Source organism: Roseovarius halotolerans (assembly GCF_900172255.1).
Taxonomy (GTDB): Bacteria; Pseudomonadota; Alphaproteobacteria; order Rhodobacterales; family Rhodobacteraceae; genus Roseovarius; species Roseovarius halotolerans.
In genome coordinates this window covers 121050-138691 of sequence record NZ_FWFU01000002.1, presented here as the reverse complement: position 1 = coordinate 138691, position 17642 = coordinate 121050, and the positions used below count along the sequence as shown (strand labels likewise).

19 protein-coding genes are annotated in these 17642 nt (G+C 64.3%); 16 read left to right on the top strand and 3 right to left on the bottom strand.

What is annotated here, in order from left to right:
* The first annotated feature begins 17 nt into the window (after window positions 1-17).
* The 6 genes from proC (at window position 18) to ROH8110_RS07625 (ending at window position 5070) form a co-directional block, all read left to right on the top strand.
* The gene (proC, locus tag ROH8110_RS07650) at window positions 18-833 is read left to right on the top strand and encodes a pyrroline-5-carboxylate reductase (protein WP_085817186.1); all 816 of its coding nucleotides are present in this window, start codon (window positions 18-20) and stop codon (window positions 831-833) included.
* Window positions 826-1167 carry a tRNA-binding protein gene (locus tag ROH8110_RS07645; protein ID WP_085817185.1) on the top strand — a complete coding sequence of 114 codons (342 nt, stop codon included), beginning with the start codon at window positions 826-828 and terminating at the stop codon, window positions 1165-1167. Before proC ends, ROH8110_RS07645 begins: the two co-directional genes overlap by 8 nt.
* Window positions 1164-2123, top strand: coding sequence for a 2-hydroxyacid dehydrogenase (locus ROH8110_RS07640; protein WP_085817184.1), 960 nt, complete (start codon window positions 1164-1166; stop codon window positions 2121-2123). Before ROH8110_RS07645 ends, ROH8110_RS07640 begins: the two co-directional genes overlap by 4 nt.
* 97 nt (window positions 2124-2220) lie before the next feature.
* A complete protein-coding gene (locus ROH8110_RS07635) occupies window positions 2221-3342 on the top strand; it encodes a beta-ketoacyl-ACP synthase III (protein WP_085817183.1) in 1122 nt (373 codons plus the stop codon).
* Window positions 3343-3667: 325 nt separating this feature from the next.
* Entirely contained in the window at window positions 3668-4126 is a 459-nt protein-coding gene (locus ROH8110_RS07630; protein ID WP_085817182.1) for a phage regulatory CII family protein, read from the top strand.
* 287 nt (window positions 4127-4413) lie between these two features.
* Window positions 4414-5070, top strand: a complete 657-nt coding sequence (locus tag ROH8110_RS07625) for a hypothetical protein (RefSeq protein WP_085817181.1) — start codon at window positions 4414-4416, stop codon at window positions 5068-5070.
* A gap of 2 nt (window positions 5071-5072) precedes the next feature.
* Here ROH8110_RS07625 and ROH8110_RS07620 read toward each other — a convergent pair whose 3' ends face one another.
* Window positions 5073-6032: a LysR family transcriptional regulator gene (locus ROH8110_RS07620; RefSeq protein WP_085817180.1), complete on the bottom strand. Its 960-nt coding sequence runs from the start codon at window positions 6030-6032 to the stop codon at window positions 5073-5075.
* Window positions 6033-6143: 111 nt separating this feature from the next.
* Between ROH8110_RS07620 and ROH8110_RS07615 the strand changes: the two genes are divergently transcribed.
* The 10 genes from ROH8110_RS07615 to ROH8110_RS07570 all read left to right on the top strand — a co-directional run bounded on the left by ROH8110_RS07615 (window position 6144) and on the right by ROH8110_RS07570 (window position 15456).
* A complete protein-coding gene (locus ROH8110_RS07615) occupies window positions 6144-7010 on the top strand; it encodes an ABC transporter permease (RefSeq protein ID WP_085817179.1) in 867 nt (288 codons plus the stop codon).
* The gene (locus tag ROH8110_RS07610) at window positions 7010-7813 is read left to right on the top strand and encodes an ABC transporter permease (RefSeq protein ID WP_245962823.1); all 804 of its coding nucleotides are present in this window, start codon (window positions 7010-7012) and stop codon (window positions 7811-7813) included. Before ROH8110_RS07615 ends, ROH8110_RS07610 begins: the two co-directional genes overlap by 1 nt.
* A gap of 58 nt (window positions 7814-7871) precedes the next feature.
* Window positions 7872-9014 carry an extracellular solute-binding protein gene (locus tag ROH8110_RS07605; protein WP_085817789.1) on the top strand — a complete coding sequence of 381 codons (1143 nt, stop codon included), beginning with the start codon at window positions 7872-7874 and terminating at the stop codon, window positions 9012-9014.
* Between the two features lie 85 nt (window positions 9015-9099).
* Complete coding sequence (locus ROH8110_RS07600) at window positions 9100-10173, top strand: ABC transporter ATP-binding protein (protein ID WP_085817178.1); 1074 nt, start codon at window positions 9100-9102, stop codon at window positions 10171-10173.
* A 4-nt stretch (window positions 10174-10177) separates the two neighbouring features.
* The gene (locus ROH8110_RS07595; RefSeq protein WP_085817177.1) at window positions 10178-11530 is read left to right on the top strand and encodes an aminotransferase family protein; all 1353 of its coding nucleotides are present in this window, start codon (window positions 10178-10180) and stop codon (window positions 11528-11530) included.
* Between the two features lie 18 nt (window positions 11531-11548).
* Window positions 11549-12475 (top strand): 3,5-dioxohexanoate:acetyl-CoA acetone transferase, encoded by a 927-nt coding sequence (gene kce / locus ROH8110_RS07590; protein WP_085817176.1) that lies wholly within the window; start codon window positions 11549-11551, stop codon window positions 12473-12475.
* Between the two features lie 2 nt (window positions 12476-12477).
* Complete coding sequence (locus ROH8110_RS07585; protein ID WP_085817175.1) at window positions 12478-12966, top strand: GNAT family N-acetyltransferase; 489 nt, start codon at window positions 12478-12480, stop codon at window positions 12964-12966.
* Window positions 12963-13985: a histone deacetylase family protein gene (locus ROH8110_RS07580; protein ID WP_085817174.1), complete on the top strand. Its 1023-nt coding sequence runs from the start codon at window positions 12963-12965 to the stop codon at window positions 13983-13985. Before ROH8110_RS07585 ends, ROH8110_RS07580 begins: the two co-directional genes overlap by 4 nt.
* Entirely contained in the window at window positions 13982-15106 is a 1125-nt protein-coding gene (locus tag ROH8110_RS07575) for an NAD(P)/FAD-dependent oxidoreductase (RefSeq protein WP_085817173.1), read from the top strand. The genes ROH8110_RS07580 and ROH8110_RS07575 overlap by 4 nt, the downstream gene beginning before the upstream one ends.
* Entirely contained in the window at window positions 15103-15456 is a 354-nt protein-coding gene (locus tag ROH8110_RS07570; RefSeq protein WP_085817172.1) for a RidA family protein, read from the top strand. The genes ROH8110_RS07575 and ROH8110_RS07570 overlap by 4 nt, the downstream gene beginning before the upstream one ends.
* Window positions 15457-15567: 111 nt before the next feature.
* Here ROH8110_RS07570 and ROH8110_RS07565 read toward each other — a convergent pair whose 3' ends face one another.
* Together ROH8110_RS07565 and trpA are read right to left on the bottom strand one after the other, a co-directional pair.
* Window positions 15568-16734 (bottom strand): alpha-hydroxy acid oxidase, encoded by a 1167-nt coding sequence (locus ROH8110_RS07565; protein ID WP_085817171.1) that lies wholly within the window; start codon window positions 16732-16734, stop codon window positions 15568-15570.
* A 115-nt stretch (window positions 16735-16849) separates the two neighbouring features.
* A complete protein-coding gene (gene trpA / locus ROH8110_RS07560; RefSeq protein ID WP_085817788.1) occupies window positions 16850-17641 on the bottom strand; it encodes a tryptophan synthase subunit alpha in 792 nt (263 codons plus the stop codon).
* Between the last annotated feature and the right edge of the window lies 1 nt (window position 17642).

The following is a 17642-nucleotide window of genomic DNA, read 5'->3' as shown; positions in this document are numbered from 1 at the left end:
GGCAGAGGGATGACCGCATGAATATGGATGATGTCGCGCGCAATGGCCTTGTTTTATTGGGCTGTGGCAAGATGGGATCGGCCATGCTCCAAGGCTGGCTGGCAAGTGGATTGCCGCCCGGATCGGTCTGGGTGATCGACCCGAAACCGTCGGAGTGGCTGAAGTCGACCGGGGTCAAGATCAATGCCGACCTACCCGCATCCCCCGCCATCGTCCTGATTGCTGTCAAACCCCAGATGATGGGCGACGCGCTCCCCACGATCGCGGCGATGGGAAACGGCGCGACACTGTTCATTTCGGTTGCAGCCGGAACGCCAATTTCTTCATTGGAACAAACACTTGGCGCCCAAAGCCCGATCATCCGCGCGATGCCCAACACCCCCGCTGCGGTGGCGCGCGGAATCTCGGCGATCATCGGCAACGTCCATGCCGGCGCTGGCCATCTGGACCTAGCCGAGGAACTCTTGTCCGCGGTCGGGCAAGTGGTGCGTCTCGATAGCGAGGACCAGATGGACGCCGTCACCGGTGTCTCCGGCTCGGGTCCGGCCTATGTGTTTCACATGATCGAATGCCTCGCCAAGGCCGGGGAGGCCGAGGGCCTGGCGCCCGATCTCGCGATGCAGCTGGCCAAGGCGACGGTCGCCGGCGCCGGCGCGCTGGCCGAGGCCGCGGATGAAACCCCCGCGCAGCTTCGGGTCAACGTGACAAGCCCCAACGGCACCACGCAGGCCGGACTCGAGGTGCTGATGGACGAGGCGCGCGGCCTGCCACCGTTGATGAAAGATACGGTCAGGGCCGCTGCGGGCCGCTCAAGGGAGTTGCGCAATGGCTGATCTGATCGGGATCGAGGATTTCCTCAAGGTCGACATCCGGGTCGGCACCGTGACGCGCGCGGAACCCTTCCCGGAGGCGCGCAAGCCTGCCATAAAGCTCTGGATAGATTTCGGCCCGGACCTGGGGGAAAAGAAGACCAGCGCTCAGATCACCGCGCATTACACGCCTGACGATCTGCCCGGCCGACAGGTGATCGCCGTCACCAATTTTCCGCCGCGCCAGATCGGGCCATTCATGTCCGAGGTCCTGGTTCTTGGGCTTTCGGACGAGCAGGGCGAGATCGTCCTGTTGCGTCCAGACAGCCCGGTCCCCAACGGGGAGAGAATGCATTGAGCCGTGTCTACCTGACCCGTCCATTGCCCGAAACCGTACTTACACGCGCGCGCGAATTGTTCGAGGATATCGAGGTGCGCGAGGAAACCGCGCCGTTGAAGATCGGTCAGATGCGCGCCGCGCTCGCGCTCTATGACGGTGTCCTGCCGACCTTGGGGGATATGTTCTCGGCTGAGGTTTTCCGCGATACCGAGAACCCGCGCTGCAAGGTGCTCGCGAATTTCGGGGTTGGTTACAATCACATAGATGTCGCCGCGGCCAAGGCTGCCGGGGTGATCGTCACCAATACGCCTGGCGCTGTCACCGACGCCACGGCGGATATCGCGATGACCCTGATCCTGATGAGCGCGCGTCGCGCCGGTGAGGGCGAGCGGCTCGTGCGCGCGGGCCTTTGGAAGGGCTGGCACCCGACCCAGATGCTGGGTCTGCATGTGACGGGCAAGACGGTCGGGATCATCGGCATGGGACGCATCGGCCAGGCGATCGCGCGCCGCTGTCATCATGGCTTCGGGATGGACGTGGTCTATTTCAACCGCTCGCAGAAAAGCCTCGATTTTCCGGCCAGCCGGGCCGAGACCCTTCTGGATCTGGCGGCGGTTGCGGATTTCGTCGTGGTTGCCGTGCCCGGCGGAACCGAGACCCACCACATGATCGGCGCCGACCTGTTCTCCGCGATGAAGCGCAGCGCCTATTTCATCAACATCGCGCGTGGCGATGTGGTCAAGGAGGTGGCGTTGATCGCAGCACTTCAGGTAGGGCGGATCGCTGGGGCCGGGCTCGATGTTTACGAGCATGAACCCAAGGTTCCCGATGCGTTGCGCGTCATGGAGAATGTGACCATCCTGCCGCATCTTGGCACGGCGGCGCTGGAGGTGCGCGAGGCTATGGGGCTGATGGCGGTCGAGAACCTTCATGCGGCGCTGAGCGGTGCCGAGCCGCCCAATCGGGTCAATTAGACAGGCGGAGCCTGGCACGGAGCGCCTGCCGTTCCGTCACACTTGACCCCGCGGCACCCTTGGTATGATCTGGCCCGACCAATCTGGGAGAGTTTCCATGCATGTACCCGCGATCAGCGGCACCGGCGTCTACACACCAGACCAGGTCATCACCAATGACGAACTGGTCGCCGCCTTCAACGCCTATGCGCAAAGGTTCAATGCCGAAAACGCCGACGCCATCGCGGCAGGTGACCTGGAAGCCAAACCGCAATCGTCCTCCGACTTCATCCTCAGCGCCTCGGGGATCCAACAGCGCTTCGTGATGGACAAGACCGGTGTTCTTGATCCCAGCGTCATGCACCCGCTCTTGCGACAACGCAGCGATGAGGAGCCGTCGATCATGGCCGAGATGGCGCTCGAGGCTTGCAACAGCGCCCTGGCGCAAGCGGGGCTTGGTGCCGATGCGATCGACCTGGTGATCTGTGCGGCCTCGAACCACGAGCGCCCCTATCCGGCGGTGGCGATCGAGATACAGGATCTTCTGGGGGCGGGCGGATTCGCCTTTGATATGAACGTGGCCTGTTCCTCGGCGACCTTCGGTATCCAGGCGGCGGCGGACATGATCCGCGCGGGCTCGGTCCGCCGCGCGCTGGTGGTCAATCCCGAAATTTGCTCGGGGCATCTGGAATGGCGCGACCGCGATTGCCACTTCATCTTCGGCGATGTCTGTACCGCTGTTGTTCTGGAACGCGCCGAGGACGCGCAAGGCGCGCATTTCCTCGTGCGCTCGACCCGCTGCGCGACACAGTTCTCGAACAACATCCGCAACAATAACGGTTTTCTGCGCCGCAACCGGCCCGACGGCATGGCTGACAGGCGCGACATGCTCTTCATGCAGGAGGGCCGCAAGGTCTTCAAGGAGGTGCTGCCGCTGGTATCGGCCCATATCGCAAGCCATCTGGCGGATGAAGGCATCGAGGCCGGGCAGCTCAAGCGCCTGTGGTTGCATCAGGCCAACAAGTCGATGAACGATTTCATCGGCCGCAAGGTTCTGGGCCGGGTGCCGGAAACCGACGAGCAGCCCAATATCCTTCAGGACTATGCCAACACCTCTTCGGCGGGCTCGATCATTGCGTTTTCCAAGTATTCCGAAGACCTTGCGGCGGGCGACAAGGGTCTGATCTGTTCCTTCGGCGCAGGATATTCGGTGGGTTCCGTGCTGGTCGAGCGGGCCTGAGACCAAAGCCGTTGGCAGGGCAGGCCAGTCACATTGGCGATCGTCTGAAAAGCGAAGTGGGGTGAGGTCATGACCTCCCGCCGTCGCGCCTGTGCTGGGATTTGACTCCCGGGGATGGGCACATGCGCCGCGTCGAGAGGTTGGACACGGGGCCGAAACCCCGGAAAATGCCCGACCCCACCCCGTCCCGCAGCGAACCGCGGGACATCAGGCTCCCGGTCATCGCCGGGATTGCGTTTCAATGACATTTCAAGCTAAACGCCATAATGGGAAACGACCTTTCGGTTTCCCCTGCCCCTTGATGGCGTTCGGTAAGGATGAGTGAATGTCGACCATTCGGAGTTATCTCAAGAAGCATACAGAGGCGCTTGTGAAGGATGTGGGTATCGAACCGGCCTGCGCGTTGACAGGCAAATCCAAAGCGACTTTGGGGCGATATTACTCGGATCATGATGAGCATGCGGATCGGTTCATGCCGGTGGATGCGGTGGCGGCTTTGGAGGAGGCGGCGTCTTATCCGCATGTGACGGCGGCACTGGCCGAGCTGCGGGGGATCAGCCTGAGCTTTGATGGTGCCGATCGCAAGAACCGCCGCAGCAACGGGATCAATAGCGATGTGATCGCATTATCCCAACGATTTGCGATGCTTATGGCCGAATACCAGCAGTCGATCGAGGATGGAGTCATCACCGTGAACGAGGCCAAACGGCTGTTGCGGGAGACCACTCATCTGCAGCAGGTATTGATCGACATGAAGCTCCATCTGGAGGATGAAGCGAACTGATCCGACCGTGCGCAGACGTACAAAACGTCCGTTTTGTACGCCGGTTTTGTACGAAAGCCGAAACCCACGCCTGACCCCCTGATGCTGCTCGCGCCGGTCCGTGTGAAACTCCGCGCAGTAGCGCACGTCCGGCCTCGGTTGTGACCTTTTTGAACCACCTGAAAAGGCCGTGCGGAAACTGCCTCGGCGCAACTTCTATTCGGCGCGCTTGATGGCTATCCGATCGAACCATCCGGGCTCGCGTCAAAGTGCCTGCGCCGGACCAACGGTTCCATCAGAGGTGTATCATGAAACTCAGAACGTCATTTTCGATTCTCATCGTCTCCGCGCTGACGCTGACCGCCTGTGGCGTGTCAATGTCACCGGAGGAAGAGCAACGGCGGATCGAGGATTGGCGCCAGCTGGGCGAGACCCGCCGGCACGACCTGAGAGAGCATACTGACGACCTGATCCAGGCCTGTGTGGCGCGGATGGAGGGCCAGCGGGTGAATGATGCTGCTCTGAGCCGCGCCCCGTTCAAGAAGACGGTGAAGGGCGACCAGAACATCTATAGTGGTCATTGGCAGGGCGAGTATGTCGCCAAGATCGACTCGACGCTTCTGGTCACCGAGCCCGGCGAATGCCAATTCAGTATCGGTTCGAGTGAACAGCCGGTCGAGGGCCGCAAGCTCGTGTTTTACCAGCTGACGCCTGAGTTCGAGGTCGGGCTCCGGAATGCGGGCTATCGTCTGACGAAAGTCCGTCATCCGTCGCTTGGCGCCGTATTCGCCAGTGCATCGCTGCGCGCGCTTATCCCTGGCCCGAACATCAAGAAAGCGGAGGGTCAGTTGACTGCGGTCAAGGGGGCGCACAAGCTGGACATCTCGATCTACACATACCGCTCGAAGCAGGATCAAAGCGTTCAACGCGCAATCGTCGAGGTTACCAAGGCGCAAGGGTCATAGGATCAGCGATAGGTGCGCTGGTCCATCGGGGTCGCTTCGATACGTTCGAGCAGCCTGTCGAGCAGGGATTGTTCGGCGCGGTTGAGCGTCGCCTTGGGGTTCCAGACCACATGAACGTCGATGGGGGGCGGATTGTCATAGGGGGGTAATTGCCACATGACACCGTCATCCACATCGCGCTTGGCGACATGGACGGGCAGGGGGCCGATGCCCAGACCCGCGATCACCATGCGGCGGACCTCTTCGAGATGGCTGGAGGTGCCGATCACTGCCTCGCCCATATCGGCCTCGGCGCGCATCAGGGCCACGGGTTTGAGCGCGTCCTGAAGGCGGTCGGTGTCGAAGCTGACGGCGGAATGCCCGGCAAGGTCGGCGCGGGTCAGGTTCTTGCGCCCGAAGAGCGGATGCGGCGGGCCGCAGAACAGGCCGAAGAACTCGCGGTAGATGCGCAGGTATTCCAGCTTGGGATTGCGCTCATGCACAAGACAGACCGCGAAGGACGAGAATCGCCCCGTGACCGAGCCGATCGCCTCGGCCGAGGAGAGCACCTCGATCGAGAGGGTCGCGCGGGGGTGCTCGGCGTGAAATTCGGAGAGCACGCCATCAAGCAGCGGGCAGACCACGTGGCTGGCCAGCGCGATGCGCACATGGCCTGTCACCTCGTCGGTCATTTCGCGCATCAGGGTCGAGAGACGCAGGATCGAACCCTGGATGTCCACCGCCTCGCGGTAGAGCAGCTCGCCAGCGCGCGTGAGTTCGAAATGCCCCGGTTTGCGGTCGATGAGGCGTCGCCCCACGCGGTCTTCCAGCCGTTTGAGCGCGGTCGAGACCGATGGCTGGGTCAGGCGCAGCTTGTGGGCGGCCTCGGTCACCGAGCGGGACTGTGCCAGCACGACGAAACTGCGCAAGAGGTTCCAGTCCAGATCCCGCATGAAACGGTCGGCGTGGTCGGGGACGTCCATTGATTTCATCTATAGTGAAAATTCCAATTATCTATTTGATAAATGATTGCCCCCTTTGCATCGTGAAAGCAAGCCCGGCCAAAAACGGGCGCGCGACAGGAAGGGAAGCATATGTCGGTCGAAGCCCGAGAGGCGCGGCAACCTTGGATCTTGTTGTCACCGGCCCTGACGGCGGTGGCGCTGCTGCTGTTCGTGCCGCTGATTTTCATCGTGATCTATTCATTCTGGCTGCGCACGGCGACGGGCGCCGACGAGGTGGGCTTTTTCCTCGACAACTGGCAGGAGGCGTTGAGCGACGCGTTCTATCGCGACATCCTGCTCAACACGCTCAAGATCGCGGCGATCACCACCTTCGTCTGCGCCGTGATGGGCTATCCGGCGGCGTATTTCATCGCCCGCGCCAAGGGCAACAAGGTGATCCTGCTGCTGTTGCTGATGCTGCCGTTCTGGATCAGCTACATCATCCGCACGATGAGCTGGATCAACATCCTGGGCGTGTCGGGCGCGCTGAATTCGGCGCTGATCTGGCTGGGCCTGATCGATGATCCGATCCAGATGCTTTACAATGAAACCACCGTGATCCTGGGGCTCGTGCACTTCCTGCTGCCCTTCATGGTGCTGAACGTCTTTGTCAGTCTCGACGGGATCGACACCAATCTCGAGGATGCCGCCAATTCCCTGGGCGCGACGCGCTGGCAGGCGTTCCTGCAGGTGACGCTGCCGTTGTCGCTTCCGGGCCTGGCGGCGGGCGGGCTGCTATGTTTCGTGCTGGGCGCAGGCACCTATATCACGCCGCTGGTCCTGGGCGGGCCGAGCGATGCGATGTTCGCGAATCTTGTCTTCGAGGCGATCATCACGCAGCTCAACTGGCCGCTGGGGTCGGCGCTGAGCCTGATGCTGCTGGCGGTGCTGGGCGCACTGGTGCTGATCTACAACCGCTATCTGGGCATGGCGCAACTGATGAAGGGGCTGGGCTGATGCGTGAGGGGGCTTCGATCGGCTGGAACCTGGTGCGCGCCTGGACGGTGCTCGTCTATATCTTCATGTTCCTGCCGGTGGCGGTCGTGGTTCTTCTGAGCTTCAACGCCAGCCAGTTCGGCAGCTTCCCGATGACCGGGTTTTCGTTTCGCTGGTTCGTGGAACTGGCGCAGAATGACGCGATCCTGCGGGCGTTCCGCACATCGGTTGTCCTGGGCCTGCTGACAGCGACCATATCGACCACGCTGGGGGTTCTGGCGAGCCTTGCTCTGGTCCGTTACCGGGTGCCGGGGGCGAACATGATCTCGACGTTGCTGATCGCGCCGATCCTGGTGCCCGAGGTGGTGCTGGCGGTGGCGCTGCTCTTGTTCCTGAACTTCCTTCAGATCAACAAGAGCTTTACCCTGCTGCTGCTGGGGCATGTCATCTTTACCCTGCCTTTCGTGATCCTGGTGGTGCAGGCGCGGCTGGTTTCGATCAAGCGCGATGTCGAAGAGGCCGCGATGAGCCTTGGCGCCAGCCCGCGCCAGACGTTTTTCCAGGTGACGCTGCCCCTGATGCTGCCGGCAGTTCTGGCGGGGGCGCTGTTCGCCTTTACGATCAGTTTCGACGACATCACCGGCACGCTGTTCTGGAAGCCGGGCGGCGTCGAGACCGTGCCGACGCAGATTTTCGCGATGCTGCGCAATTCGATCAGCCCCGAGATCAACGCGCTGGGCACGGTGATGATCCTGATGACCGTCGGCCTGCCCCTGCTGGGGCTGGCGCTGGCGCGCAAACTGTCAACCAAGAGCGGCGGCTAGAGCCGGTCGCGACATAATAAAAACCCATCTCAACAAGGAGTGATCGATGACCAAGAAGATGGACAACACCACACGCTACGAGCGGTTGCGCGAGCGTTACATGAACGGCGATCTCGACCGCCGCTCCTTCCTTGGCCTGATCGGCGCGGCCGGTTTGGCTTATGGCGTCACCACGCCCTTTGCACGCTATGCCAATGCCCAGACCGTGAGCCAGGTGCGGTTCGACGGCTGGGGCGGCGTCGTGTCCGAGGCGTTCCGCGAACATGCCTTTGATCCCTATACCGCCAAGACCGGGATCGAGGTGGTGGACGGCACCTTCGGGGGCGGCGACGAGTATCTGAGCCGCGTCAAGGCCAGCCAGGAGGGCGAATACAACATCGCCCACCTGTCGGGCGTGTTCGATTACGCGCGTTATCACAACCTGGGCCTGAGCGCCGAGCTGAACGAGGACAACATCCCGAACCTCGAATTCGTCATCCCCAAGCTGGTCGACGTGTTCCGCAAGGTGAGCGATGGCAAGCTGTCCTGTGTGCCCTATGACTACGGCACCACCGGTATCGCCTATAACCGCAAGCATATCTCGGACGAGGAGGCCAAGGAAAAGGGCGCGATGCTGCTGATCGACGAGGCCTACAAGGGCAAGATCGCGGGCTGGAGCGACTGGCGCACGCGGCTCTGGTATGCGGCGTTGCAGACCGGGCAGGACCCCAACAACATCGAGGATATCGAAGCCGCTTGGGATGCCGTGCGCAAGCATCGCGACCTCAGCCTCAAATACTGGGGCTCGGGTGCCGAGCTGATGAGCCTGCTGGCCGAGGAAGAGATCTATGTGACCGAGGGCTGGTCGGGCCGCATCTATGCGCTTCAGGAGCAGGGCCACGATATGGGTTACATCGACCCGCCCAACGGCATGGGCTGGCAGGAATGCCTGTTCGTGATCAAGGGCAGCCCCATGGAGGCCTGCGAGGAGCTGCTGAACTTCATGCTGGCGCCCGAGACCTCGATCGCGGTGGCCGAGGGGCAGAACTATCCGCCGGCGCTTGACCCGCAGAAGGTGGATCTGGGCGACAAGATCCCGACCCTGCCCGCCTTCGATCCGACCGGCAAGCTGGACGGGCTGACCTTTGCCGATCCGGCCTACTGGAACGGCAACGAGCAGGAATGGTCCAAGACCTTCGGGCGCGTCCAGAAGGGCTACTGAGCCGAGCGAAACGGCGGCGGTTCCGGCCCATGTGGTGCCGGGATCGCCCGACGACACCTGAATTTCCTGCCGCAGGAGGCCCTGGATGAGCGCCGTCACCCTGAACAACATCGTCAAGCGTTTCGGCAATTTCACCGCCGTGCACCGGTCTTCTCTGGAGATCGCCGAGGGCGCTTTCGTCACGCTGCTGGGGCCGTCGGGTTGCGGCAAGACCACCAACCTGCGGATGATCGCGGGGCTGCTGGACCCGACCGAGGGAGAGATCCTGATCGGGGGCAAGCGCGTCAACGACGTGCCGATCCACAAGCGCAACCTGGGGCTGGTGTTCCAGAACTACGCGCTGTTTCCGCACAAGACCGTGGCCGAGAACGTGGCCTTCGGGCTGAAATACCGCGACGTGCCGTCGAGCGACATTCCCCGCCGCGTGCAGGAGGCGCTGGAACTGGTGCAGCTGCCCGACGTGGGCGACCGTTATCCCAAGGCGCTGTCGGGCGGGCAGCAACAGCGCATCGCGCTGGCGCGCGCCATCGTCATCGAACCTGACGTGCTGCTGCTTGACGAGCCGCTGTCGGCGCTTGACGCGAACCTGCGCGAGGACATGCGCGTCGAACTCAAGCGCATCCAGGAGCGGATCGGCGTGACCACGGTTTTCGTGACCCATGACCAGTCCGAGGCGCTGGCCATGTCGGATCAGATCGTGGTGATGTCGGCGGGCCGGGTGGAACAGGTCGGCGCGCCCGAGGAGGTCTACAACACCCCGTCCAGCGAATTTGTCGCCAATTTCCTTGGCGCCTCCAACATCCTCGAAGGCAAATGCACCGACATCGGCGCCGACAAGGTCGCCATCGAGGCGCCGATCTTCGGCAAGCTGGCGATTCCGGCCGAAAAGGCGCCGCTCATCAAGGGGCCTGGCCCCGCCAAGCTGGTGGTGCGCGCCGAGAAGCTTCAACTGTCGCAATCCCCCGCCCCCGATGGGGTCGTGAGTGTCCCGGCATACGTGGAAACCGTGGATTACCAGGGCCAGGCTGTGCGCTATTTCGTGCGCGCAGGCGACACGCAGCTTCAGGCGATCAACATGATCGACGGCCACCCCTTTGCCGAGGGCACCGAGGTCAATCTCCTTTTGCGGCCGCAGGATTGCGCCGCCTTGCCGGGGTAAGAAGATGAATCAAAGACCAAGCCATCTGTTCTATCAGGGGCGTCAGCGCCGTCCGGTGCTGGACCAGGCGCGCGGCGTCTACATGTGGGATGTGGACGGCAAGCGTTACCTCGACGGCTCGAGCGGGGCGATGGTGTGCAATATCGGCCATTCCAACGAGAACGTGCTGGAGGCGATGCGCCGCCAGATGGAGAAATCCACATTCGGCTATCGCCTGCATTTCGAGACCGAGGCATCCGAGGAACTGGCCGCCAAGACCGCCGCGCTGTGCCCCGAGGGGCTGAATCGGGTGTTCTTTGTCTCGGGCGGGTCCGAGGCGGTGGAAAGCGCGATGAAGATGGCGCGGCAATACGCGCTGGCAAGGGGCGAGGGCAGCCGCTGGAAGATCATCAGCCGCGCGCCCAGCTATCACGGTTGCACGCTGGGGGCGCTGGCGATCACGTCCTATGAGCCGCTCACGCAGCCCTTCGCGCCGATGATGCAGGCCATGCCCAAGGTGCCCGCGCCGCGCGCCTATCTTGACGGGCTTGATCCCGACGACGAGGCGACCGGGCATCATTACGCCGATATGCTGGAGGCCAAGATCATCGAGGAAGGCCCCGAGACCGTGCTGGGCTTCATCGTCGAGCCGGTGGGCGGGGCATCGACCGGGGCGTTGCCGCCGCCGCGCGGATACATGGAGCGGGTGCAGGAGATCTGCCGCAAATACGGCATCCTGTTCATTCTCGACGAGGTCATGACCGGCGCGGGGCGCACCGGCGCGTTTCTTGCGGCGGATCACTGGAATCTCAGCCCCGATATCATCGTCATGTCCAAGGGCTTTGCCGCCGGTTACGTGCCGCTGGGCGCGATGGTGGTGCATGAGCGGCTGGTCGAGACCGTGCTGGATGATGGCGGTTTCCTGCATGGCTATACCTATGCCGGAAACCCGCTGGCCTGCGCAGCCGGTGTCGCCGTGATCGACGAGATCGAGCGACAGGGCCTGACCCGCAACGCCGCGATCATGGGCGATAGGCTGATCGAGCGTCTGGAAGGGTTGATGCAGCGCTATGGCATCATCGGCGACGTGCGCGGCAAGGGCCTGTTGACGGCGTTCGAATTCATGGCCGACCGCGGCAGCAAGGCGCCGTTGCCCAAGCATCTGAAGGCCTTCGACCGTTTCGTGAACATTGCCTATGACAACGGGCTGATCGTCTACTCCCGCCGCACCCGCGACGGGGTGGAGGGCGACCATATCATCGTCGCCCCGCCGATGATCGTCACCGAAACGCATCTCGACGAGATCACCGAAATGCTGGATGTGTCGCTGGCGCAATTCACCGACGAGATCCGCCCCGAGCTGGACCGGATCGCCTAAGGCAGGACAGGATAGACCATGTCGGACATCATCATCACCTGTGCGGTCACGGGTTCGATTCACACGCCCTCGATGTCGCCGCACCTGCCGGTGAGCGCCGAAGAGATCACCGAACAGGCCGTCGGTGCCGCCGAGGCGGGCGCGTCGATCCTGCATCTGCATGCGCGCGACCCGGACACCGGGCGGCCTTCGGCGGAGGTGGATCATTTCATGGCCTTCCTGCCGCGGATCCACCAACGCTGTGATGCGGTCTTGAACCTGTCGACCGGGGGCAGCGCGATCATGAGCCTCGATCAGCGTCTGGCTGCGCCCTTGCGGGCCGAGCCCGAGATGGCCTCGCTCAACATGGGGTCGATGAATTTCGCCCTATACCCGGCGGCGGAGCGGATTACCGAATGGAAACACGACTGGGAGAAGCCGTTCCTTGAGGACTCTGACGACCTCGTGTTCAAGAACACGCCGCGCGACATCGCGCGCATTCTGAGCGAGCTGGGGCAGGAGCGCGGTGCGCGGTTCGAGTTCGAGTGCTATGACTTGTCGCATCTCTACATGCTGAAGCATTTCGTCGATCGCGGGCTGGTGCGCGCGCCGCTGTTCATCCAGTTCGTGTTTGGCGTGCTGGGGGGCATGGGTGCCGACCCCGAGAACCTGACCCATATGATCCGCATCGCCGACAAGCTTTTCGGCAAGGATTACATGTTCTCGGTGCTGGCGGCGGGGCGTCACCAGATGCCGCTGATAACGATGGCGGCGGCGATGGGCGGTCATGTGCGCGTCGGTCTGGAAGACAGCCTGACAATCGCGCGCGGCCAGCTGGCGCGCAGCAATGCCGAACAGGTGGTGAAGATCCGCGGCATCGTCGAGGCGCTGGGCCGGACGGTTGCATCACCCGCGAAGGCGCGCGATATGCTGGGGCTGAAAGGCGCGGACAGAACTGCGATTTGACCATGAAAGACATTGTCCTTTGCCCTGCGACGACCGAGCGCGACCTTGATCTGCTGGATCAGGCGCTGCGCCGCCTGAGCGGCGATCTGGGCGATTCCCATGTGGCCGGGCGCGCGGCGCTGGCGCGCGCGCTGGGCGGCGCGCATCCGGCGGCGCACGGGATGCTGGCGCTCGAGGATGGCGCGTTGCGCGGTGCGGCGCTGTTCAGCCCGGTGTTTTCGACTGTGCGCGGTGCGGCTGGCGTGTATGTATCGGACCTGTGGGTGGCGGATGCGGCGCGCGGTCTCGGGCTGGGGCGGCGTCTGCTGGGCGCGGTGGGTGTGCGCGCCGGGCGGCTGTGGCGCGCGCGGTGGCTGACGCTTGCGGTCTACGACCATTCGACCGCCTCGCGGCGGTTCTATGACAGGCTCGGCTTTGAGCCGCAGACCGATGCGACGGTGATGAAGCTCGGGGCCGAGGGATTTGCGGAACTGATGAGGAACGCAGGATGAAAGCGGTATTCGACGACCGGCAATGGCGCCATGACCCCAAGCATTTCATGGCCAATGGCAAGCTGCTGCCAAGCCCCGAGCAACCCGCGCGTATCGAAAAGCTGCTGAGCGGCGCGCGCGAGGCGGGCTGCACCATGCAGGGGCCGGGCGATGCCGGGATGGGGCCGATCGCGGCGCTGCATTCGCCCGAATACCTGACCTTCCTGCAAAACATCTATACCCGCTGGCGGCGCATCCCGGATGCCGGCGAAGAGGTGATCCCCAACATCCACCCCGCCAATCGCAGCGACAGCTATCCGCGCTCGGCGGTGGGGCAGGCGGGGTATCACCAGGCCGATACCGCCTGTCCCATCGGCGAGGGCACATGGGAGGCGGCCTATTGGTCGGCGCAGGTGGCGGTGACGGGCGCCGACCTGCTGGCGGCGGGCGAGCGCGCCGCCTATGCGCTGTCACGTCCGCCGGGGCATCACGCCTTCGGCGATCTGGCCGGGGGCTTCTGCTTTCTCAACAATTCCGGGATCGCCGCCGAGCGGCTGCGGATGCGTGGGCTGCGCCCGGCGATCCTTGATGTGGATGTGCATCACGGCAATGGCACGCAGGGCATCTTCTATGATCGCGACGATGTGCTGACGGTGTCGCTCCATGCCGACCCGGTGCGCTTCTACCCGTTCTTCTGGGGCCATGCCGACGAGCGCGGCGCGGGGCGGGGCCTTGGCTACAACCTCAACCTGCCGCTGGCGCGCGGCACCGATGACGACGCCTTCCTCAAGGCGCTCGATACCGGGCTCGCGCGGATCGAGGCGTTCGGCGCGGATGTCGTGGTGGTGGCTCTTGGCCTTGATGCCTATGAGGGCGATCCGTTCCAGGGTTTCGCCGTCACCACCCCGGGTTTCGGCCGGATCGGCGCGGCCATCGCCGGGCTGGGCCTGCCGGTGCTGTTCGTGCAGGAGGGCGGGTATCTGTGCGACGAACTGGGCGAGAACCTGACATCGGTCCTGACCGGTTTCGAGGGCGCATGAGCCTGCATCCCGATATCATCGTCATCGGCGGCGGCATCGCCGGGGTCAGCGCGGCGGCGGAACTGGCCGCCCATGCCAATGTCACGCTGATCGAGGGCGAGGCGCAGCTCGGCTATCATTCGACCGGGCGCTCGGCGGCGATCTTCATCCGCAATTACGGCAATGCCACGCTGCGCGCGCTCAACGCCGCCGCCGCGCCGGTGTTCGAATCCCCCGAAGGCATCTCGGACCGCTCGCTCCTGTCGCCGCGCGGCGAGCTGATGATCGCCACCGAAGAAGAGCTGCCGGTGCTCGACGCCTATTGCGAGGGCGCGACAGGGATCGAGCGGCTGGACGCGGCGCAGGCCGTCGAACTGGTGCCGATCCTGCGCCCTGGTCCGATCGCCTCCGCGATGCTGGAGCGCGATGCGCAGGATATCGACGTGGACCGCATGTTGCAGGGCTATGCGCGCCTCTTGAAGGCGCGGGGCGGCGAGGTGGTGACCGGCGCCCCGGTCAACGCCATCACGCGCGCCCATACATCCTGGCAGGTGACGGCGGGCGGCGAGACCCATAGCGCGCCGGTGCTGATCAATGCCGCCGGGGCCTGGGCCGATGCGGTGGCGCATATGGCCGGGGTCGCGCCGGTGGGCCTGAGTCCGATGCGCCGCTCGGCGGCGATCCTGCCCGCGCCCGAGGGCCACCGGGTCGATCACTGGCCCCTCTTCGGCGCGATCACGGAGCGCTGGTATGCCAAGCCCGAGGCGGGCAAGCTGATGGTCTCGCCCGCCGACGAAGACCCGGTCGATCCGCATGACGCTTGGGCCGATGACATGGTGCTGGCCGAGGGGCTGGATCGCTATGAACAGGCCGTGACCGTGCCGGTCACGCGGGTCGAGCGCAACTGGGCGGGGCTGCGCAGCTTCGTGCCTGACCGCACCCCGGTGGCCGGTTTCGCCCCCGATGCCGAGGGCTTCTTCTGGCTGGCGGGACAGGGCGGCTACGGCGTTCAGACCGCCCCCGCGCTGGCGCGCCTCAGCGCCGCGCTGATCACCGGCGGGCGCACCGACCTTTCCGCTGCCACCCTCGCGGCGCTGTCGCCGCAACGCTTTCATCAACCCCGAGAAGGACAACCCCAATGACAACCGAGATCACCCGCCACCATACTGGCGAGCGCATGAGCCAGATGGTCATCCATAACGGCACCATCTACCTGGCGGGCCAGGTGGGCAATCCCGGCGACAGCGTCGCCGACCAGACCCGCACCTGCATCGAGAAAGCCGAGGCGCTTCTGGCCGAGGCCGGTTCGGACGCGACACGCATCCTGCAATGCACAATCTGGCTGGCCGACATGGCCGATTTTGCCGAGATGAATGCGGTCTGGGACGCCTGGGTGCCCAAGGGTCACGCCCCCGCGCGCGCCTGCGGCGAGGCGAAACTGGCCACGCCCGACTACCGCGTCGAATTGCTGATCACCGCCGCACAGGGCTGATCGCGCTTTCGCGGGCCTTGCCGCCTTGCTGCGCGGCCCGCTTGCTTCATCTTGCCCCAAATACTCCCGCCGGAGGCGCCCGTCCGCGCCATCTGCGCTGGCGCGCGAAATCTATGCCTGCCAGCGTCCCTCGAACCCTTCCGGGATCATCAGGATATCGCGGTCGAGATCGCGCACGTCGCGGCGCCCGCACAGCGCCATCGAGACGTCGAGTTCCTTGTGGATCACCTCGAGTGCGCGGGTCACGCCCGCCTGCCCCATCGCTCCCAGCCCATAGATATAGGCGCGCCCGACATAGGTGCCCTTGGCCCCCATCGCCAGCGCCTTGAGAACGTCCTGACCGCTGCGGATGCCGCTGTCGAGATGCACCTCGATCCGGTCGCCCACGGCGTCCATGATCGCGGGCAGGGCGCGGATCGCGCTGAGCGCGCCATCGAGCTGCCGCCCGCCATGATTGGACACGATGATCGCGTCGGCCCCCACATTGAGCGCCTCGCGCGCGTCGCGCGCATCCATGATGCCCTTGATGATCAGCGGCCCGTCCCACATCTTGCGGAATTCGCGGATACGGTTCCAGTCAAGCGAGGGATCGAACGCCTCGGCGGTCCATGTGCTGAGCGAGGAGGGATCCGCCACGCCCTTGGCATGACCCACGATATTGCCGAAGAAGCGCCGCTTGGTGCCCAGCATCCCAAGGCCCCATTGCACCTTGGTCATCATGTTGGCGACCGAGGCCGGTGTGAGCTTGGGTGGCGCGCTCAGGCCGTTCTTGAGGTCGCGGTGGCGCTGTCCCAGCACCTGAAGATCCACGGTGATCATCGCGGCCGAGCATTTCGCCTCGCGCGCCCGGTCGAACAGGCGCTGCATGAAATCATCGTCCTTGAGCGTGTAGACCTGCATCCAGAACGGTTTGCTGGTGTTCTCGGCAATGTCCTCGATCGAGCAGATCGACATGGTCGAAAGGGTGAAGGGCACGCCGAAGGCCTCGGCGGCGCGGGCGGCCTTGATCTCGCCGTCGGCATGCTGCATCCCGGTGAGCCCCACCGGGGCCAGCGCCACCGGCATCGAGACATCCTGCCCGATCATGGTGCTGGCGGTGCTGCGCCCGGCCATGTCCACGGCGACGCGCTGGCGCAGGTAGATGTCGGAAAAATCGCTGCTGTTCTCGCGGAATGTCTGTTCGGTCCAGCTGCCGGACTCGGTGTAGTCGTAGAACATCTTCGGCACGCGGCGGCGATAGATGCGTTTGAGATCGTCGATACAGGTGATGACGGGCATGATGCACTCCGGCGCAAAACTGGTCTGGTTTCATTACCAGTCGCTCGGGGCGGGCGCAATGTGCTGCCCCCTCACGCCCCGTCAGCCCCTGCCGCAATCGCCAGGGCGGCGCGGTTCAGGCCGAATGCGCCCCGTCCGCGAGCCCCTTGACGAAGGCCAGCACCTCGGGGACGGGCATGCCGTCGGCCAGCTTGCCGACGATGGCCGAGCCCACCACGGCGCCATCGGCCACGCCCGCGATGGCGCGGCTGGTTTCGGGGCTGCGGATGCCGAAGCCCACGATCACCGGCAGGTCGGTCTGCTTCTTGATGCGGGTCACCTCGGGGGCGACATCGGCGGCCTCGGCGGCGGCCGCGCCGGTGATCCCGGTGATCGAGACGTAATAGACGAAGCCGCTCGTGTTCTCGAGCACCTTGGGCAGGCGCTTGTCGTCGGTGGTGGGTGTGGCGAGGCGGATGAAGTTCAGCCCGGCCTTCTGCGCGGGTATGCAGAGCTCGTCATCTTCCTCGGGGGGCAGGTCGACCACGATCAGCCCGTCGATCCCGGCTGCCTTGGCATCTTCGAGGAACTTGTCGACACCGCGATTGTAGATCGGGTTGTAGTAGCCCATCATCACGATCGGGGTGGTGTCGTCCTCCTTGCGGAAGGCCGCGGCCATCGCGAGGGTCTTTTCAAGCGTCTGCCCGCCCGCCAGGGCGCGTTGCCCCGCCAGCTGGATCGTCGGCCCGTCGGCCATCGGGTCGGTGAAGGGCATGCCCAGTTCGATGATGTCCACGCCTGCGCCGGGCAGCCCGCGGATCACCTCGAGCGAGGTGTCGTAATCCGGGTCGCCCGCCATCACGTAGGCCACGAAGGCTTTTTTCCCTGCGGCTTGCAGTTCGGCGAATTTGGCGTCGATGCGGGTCATG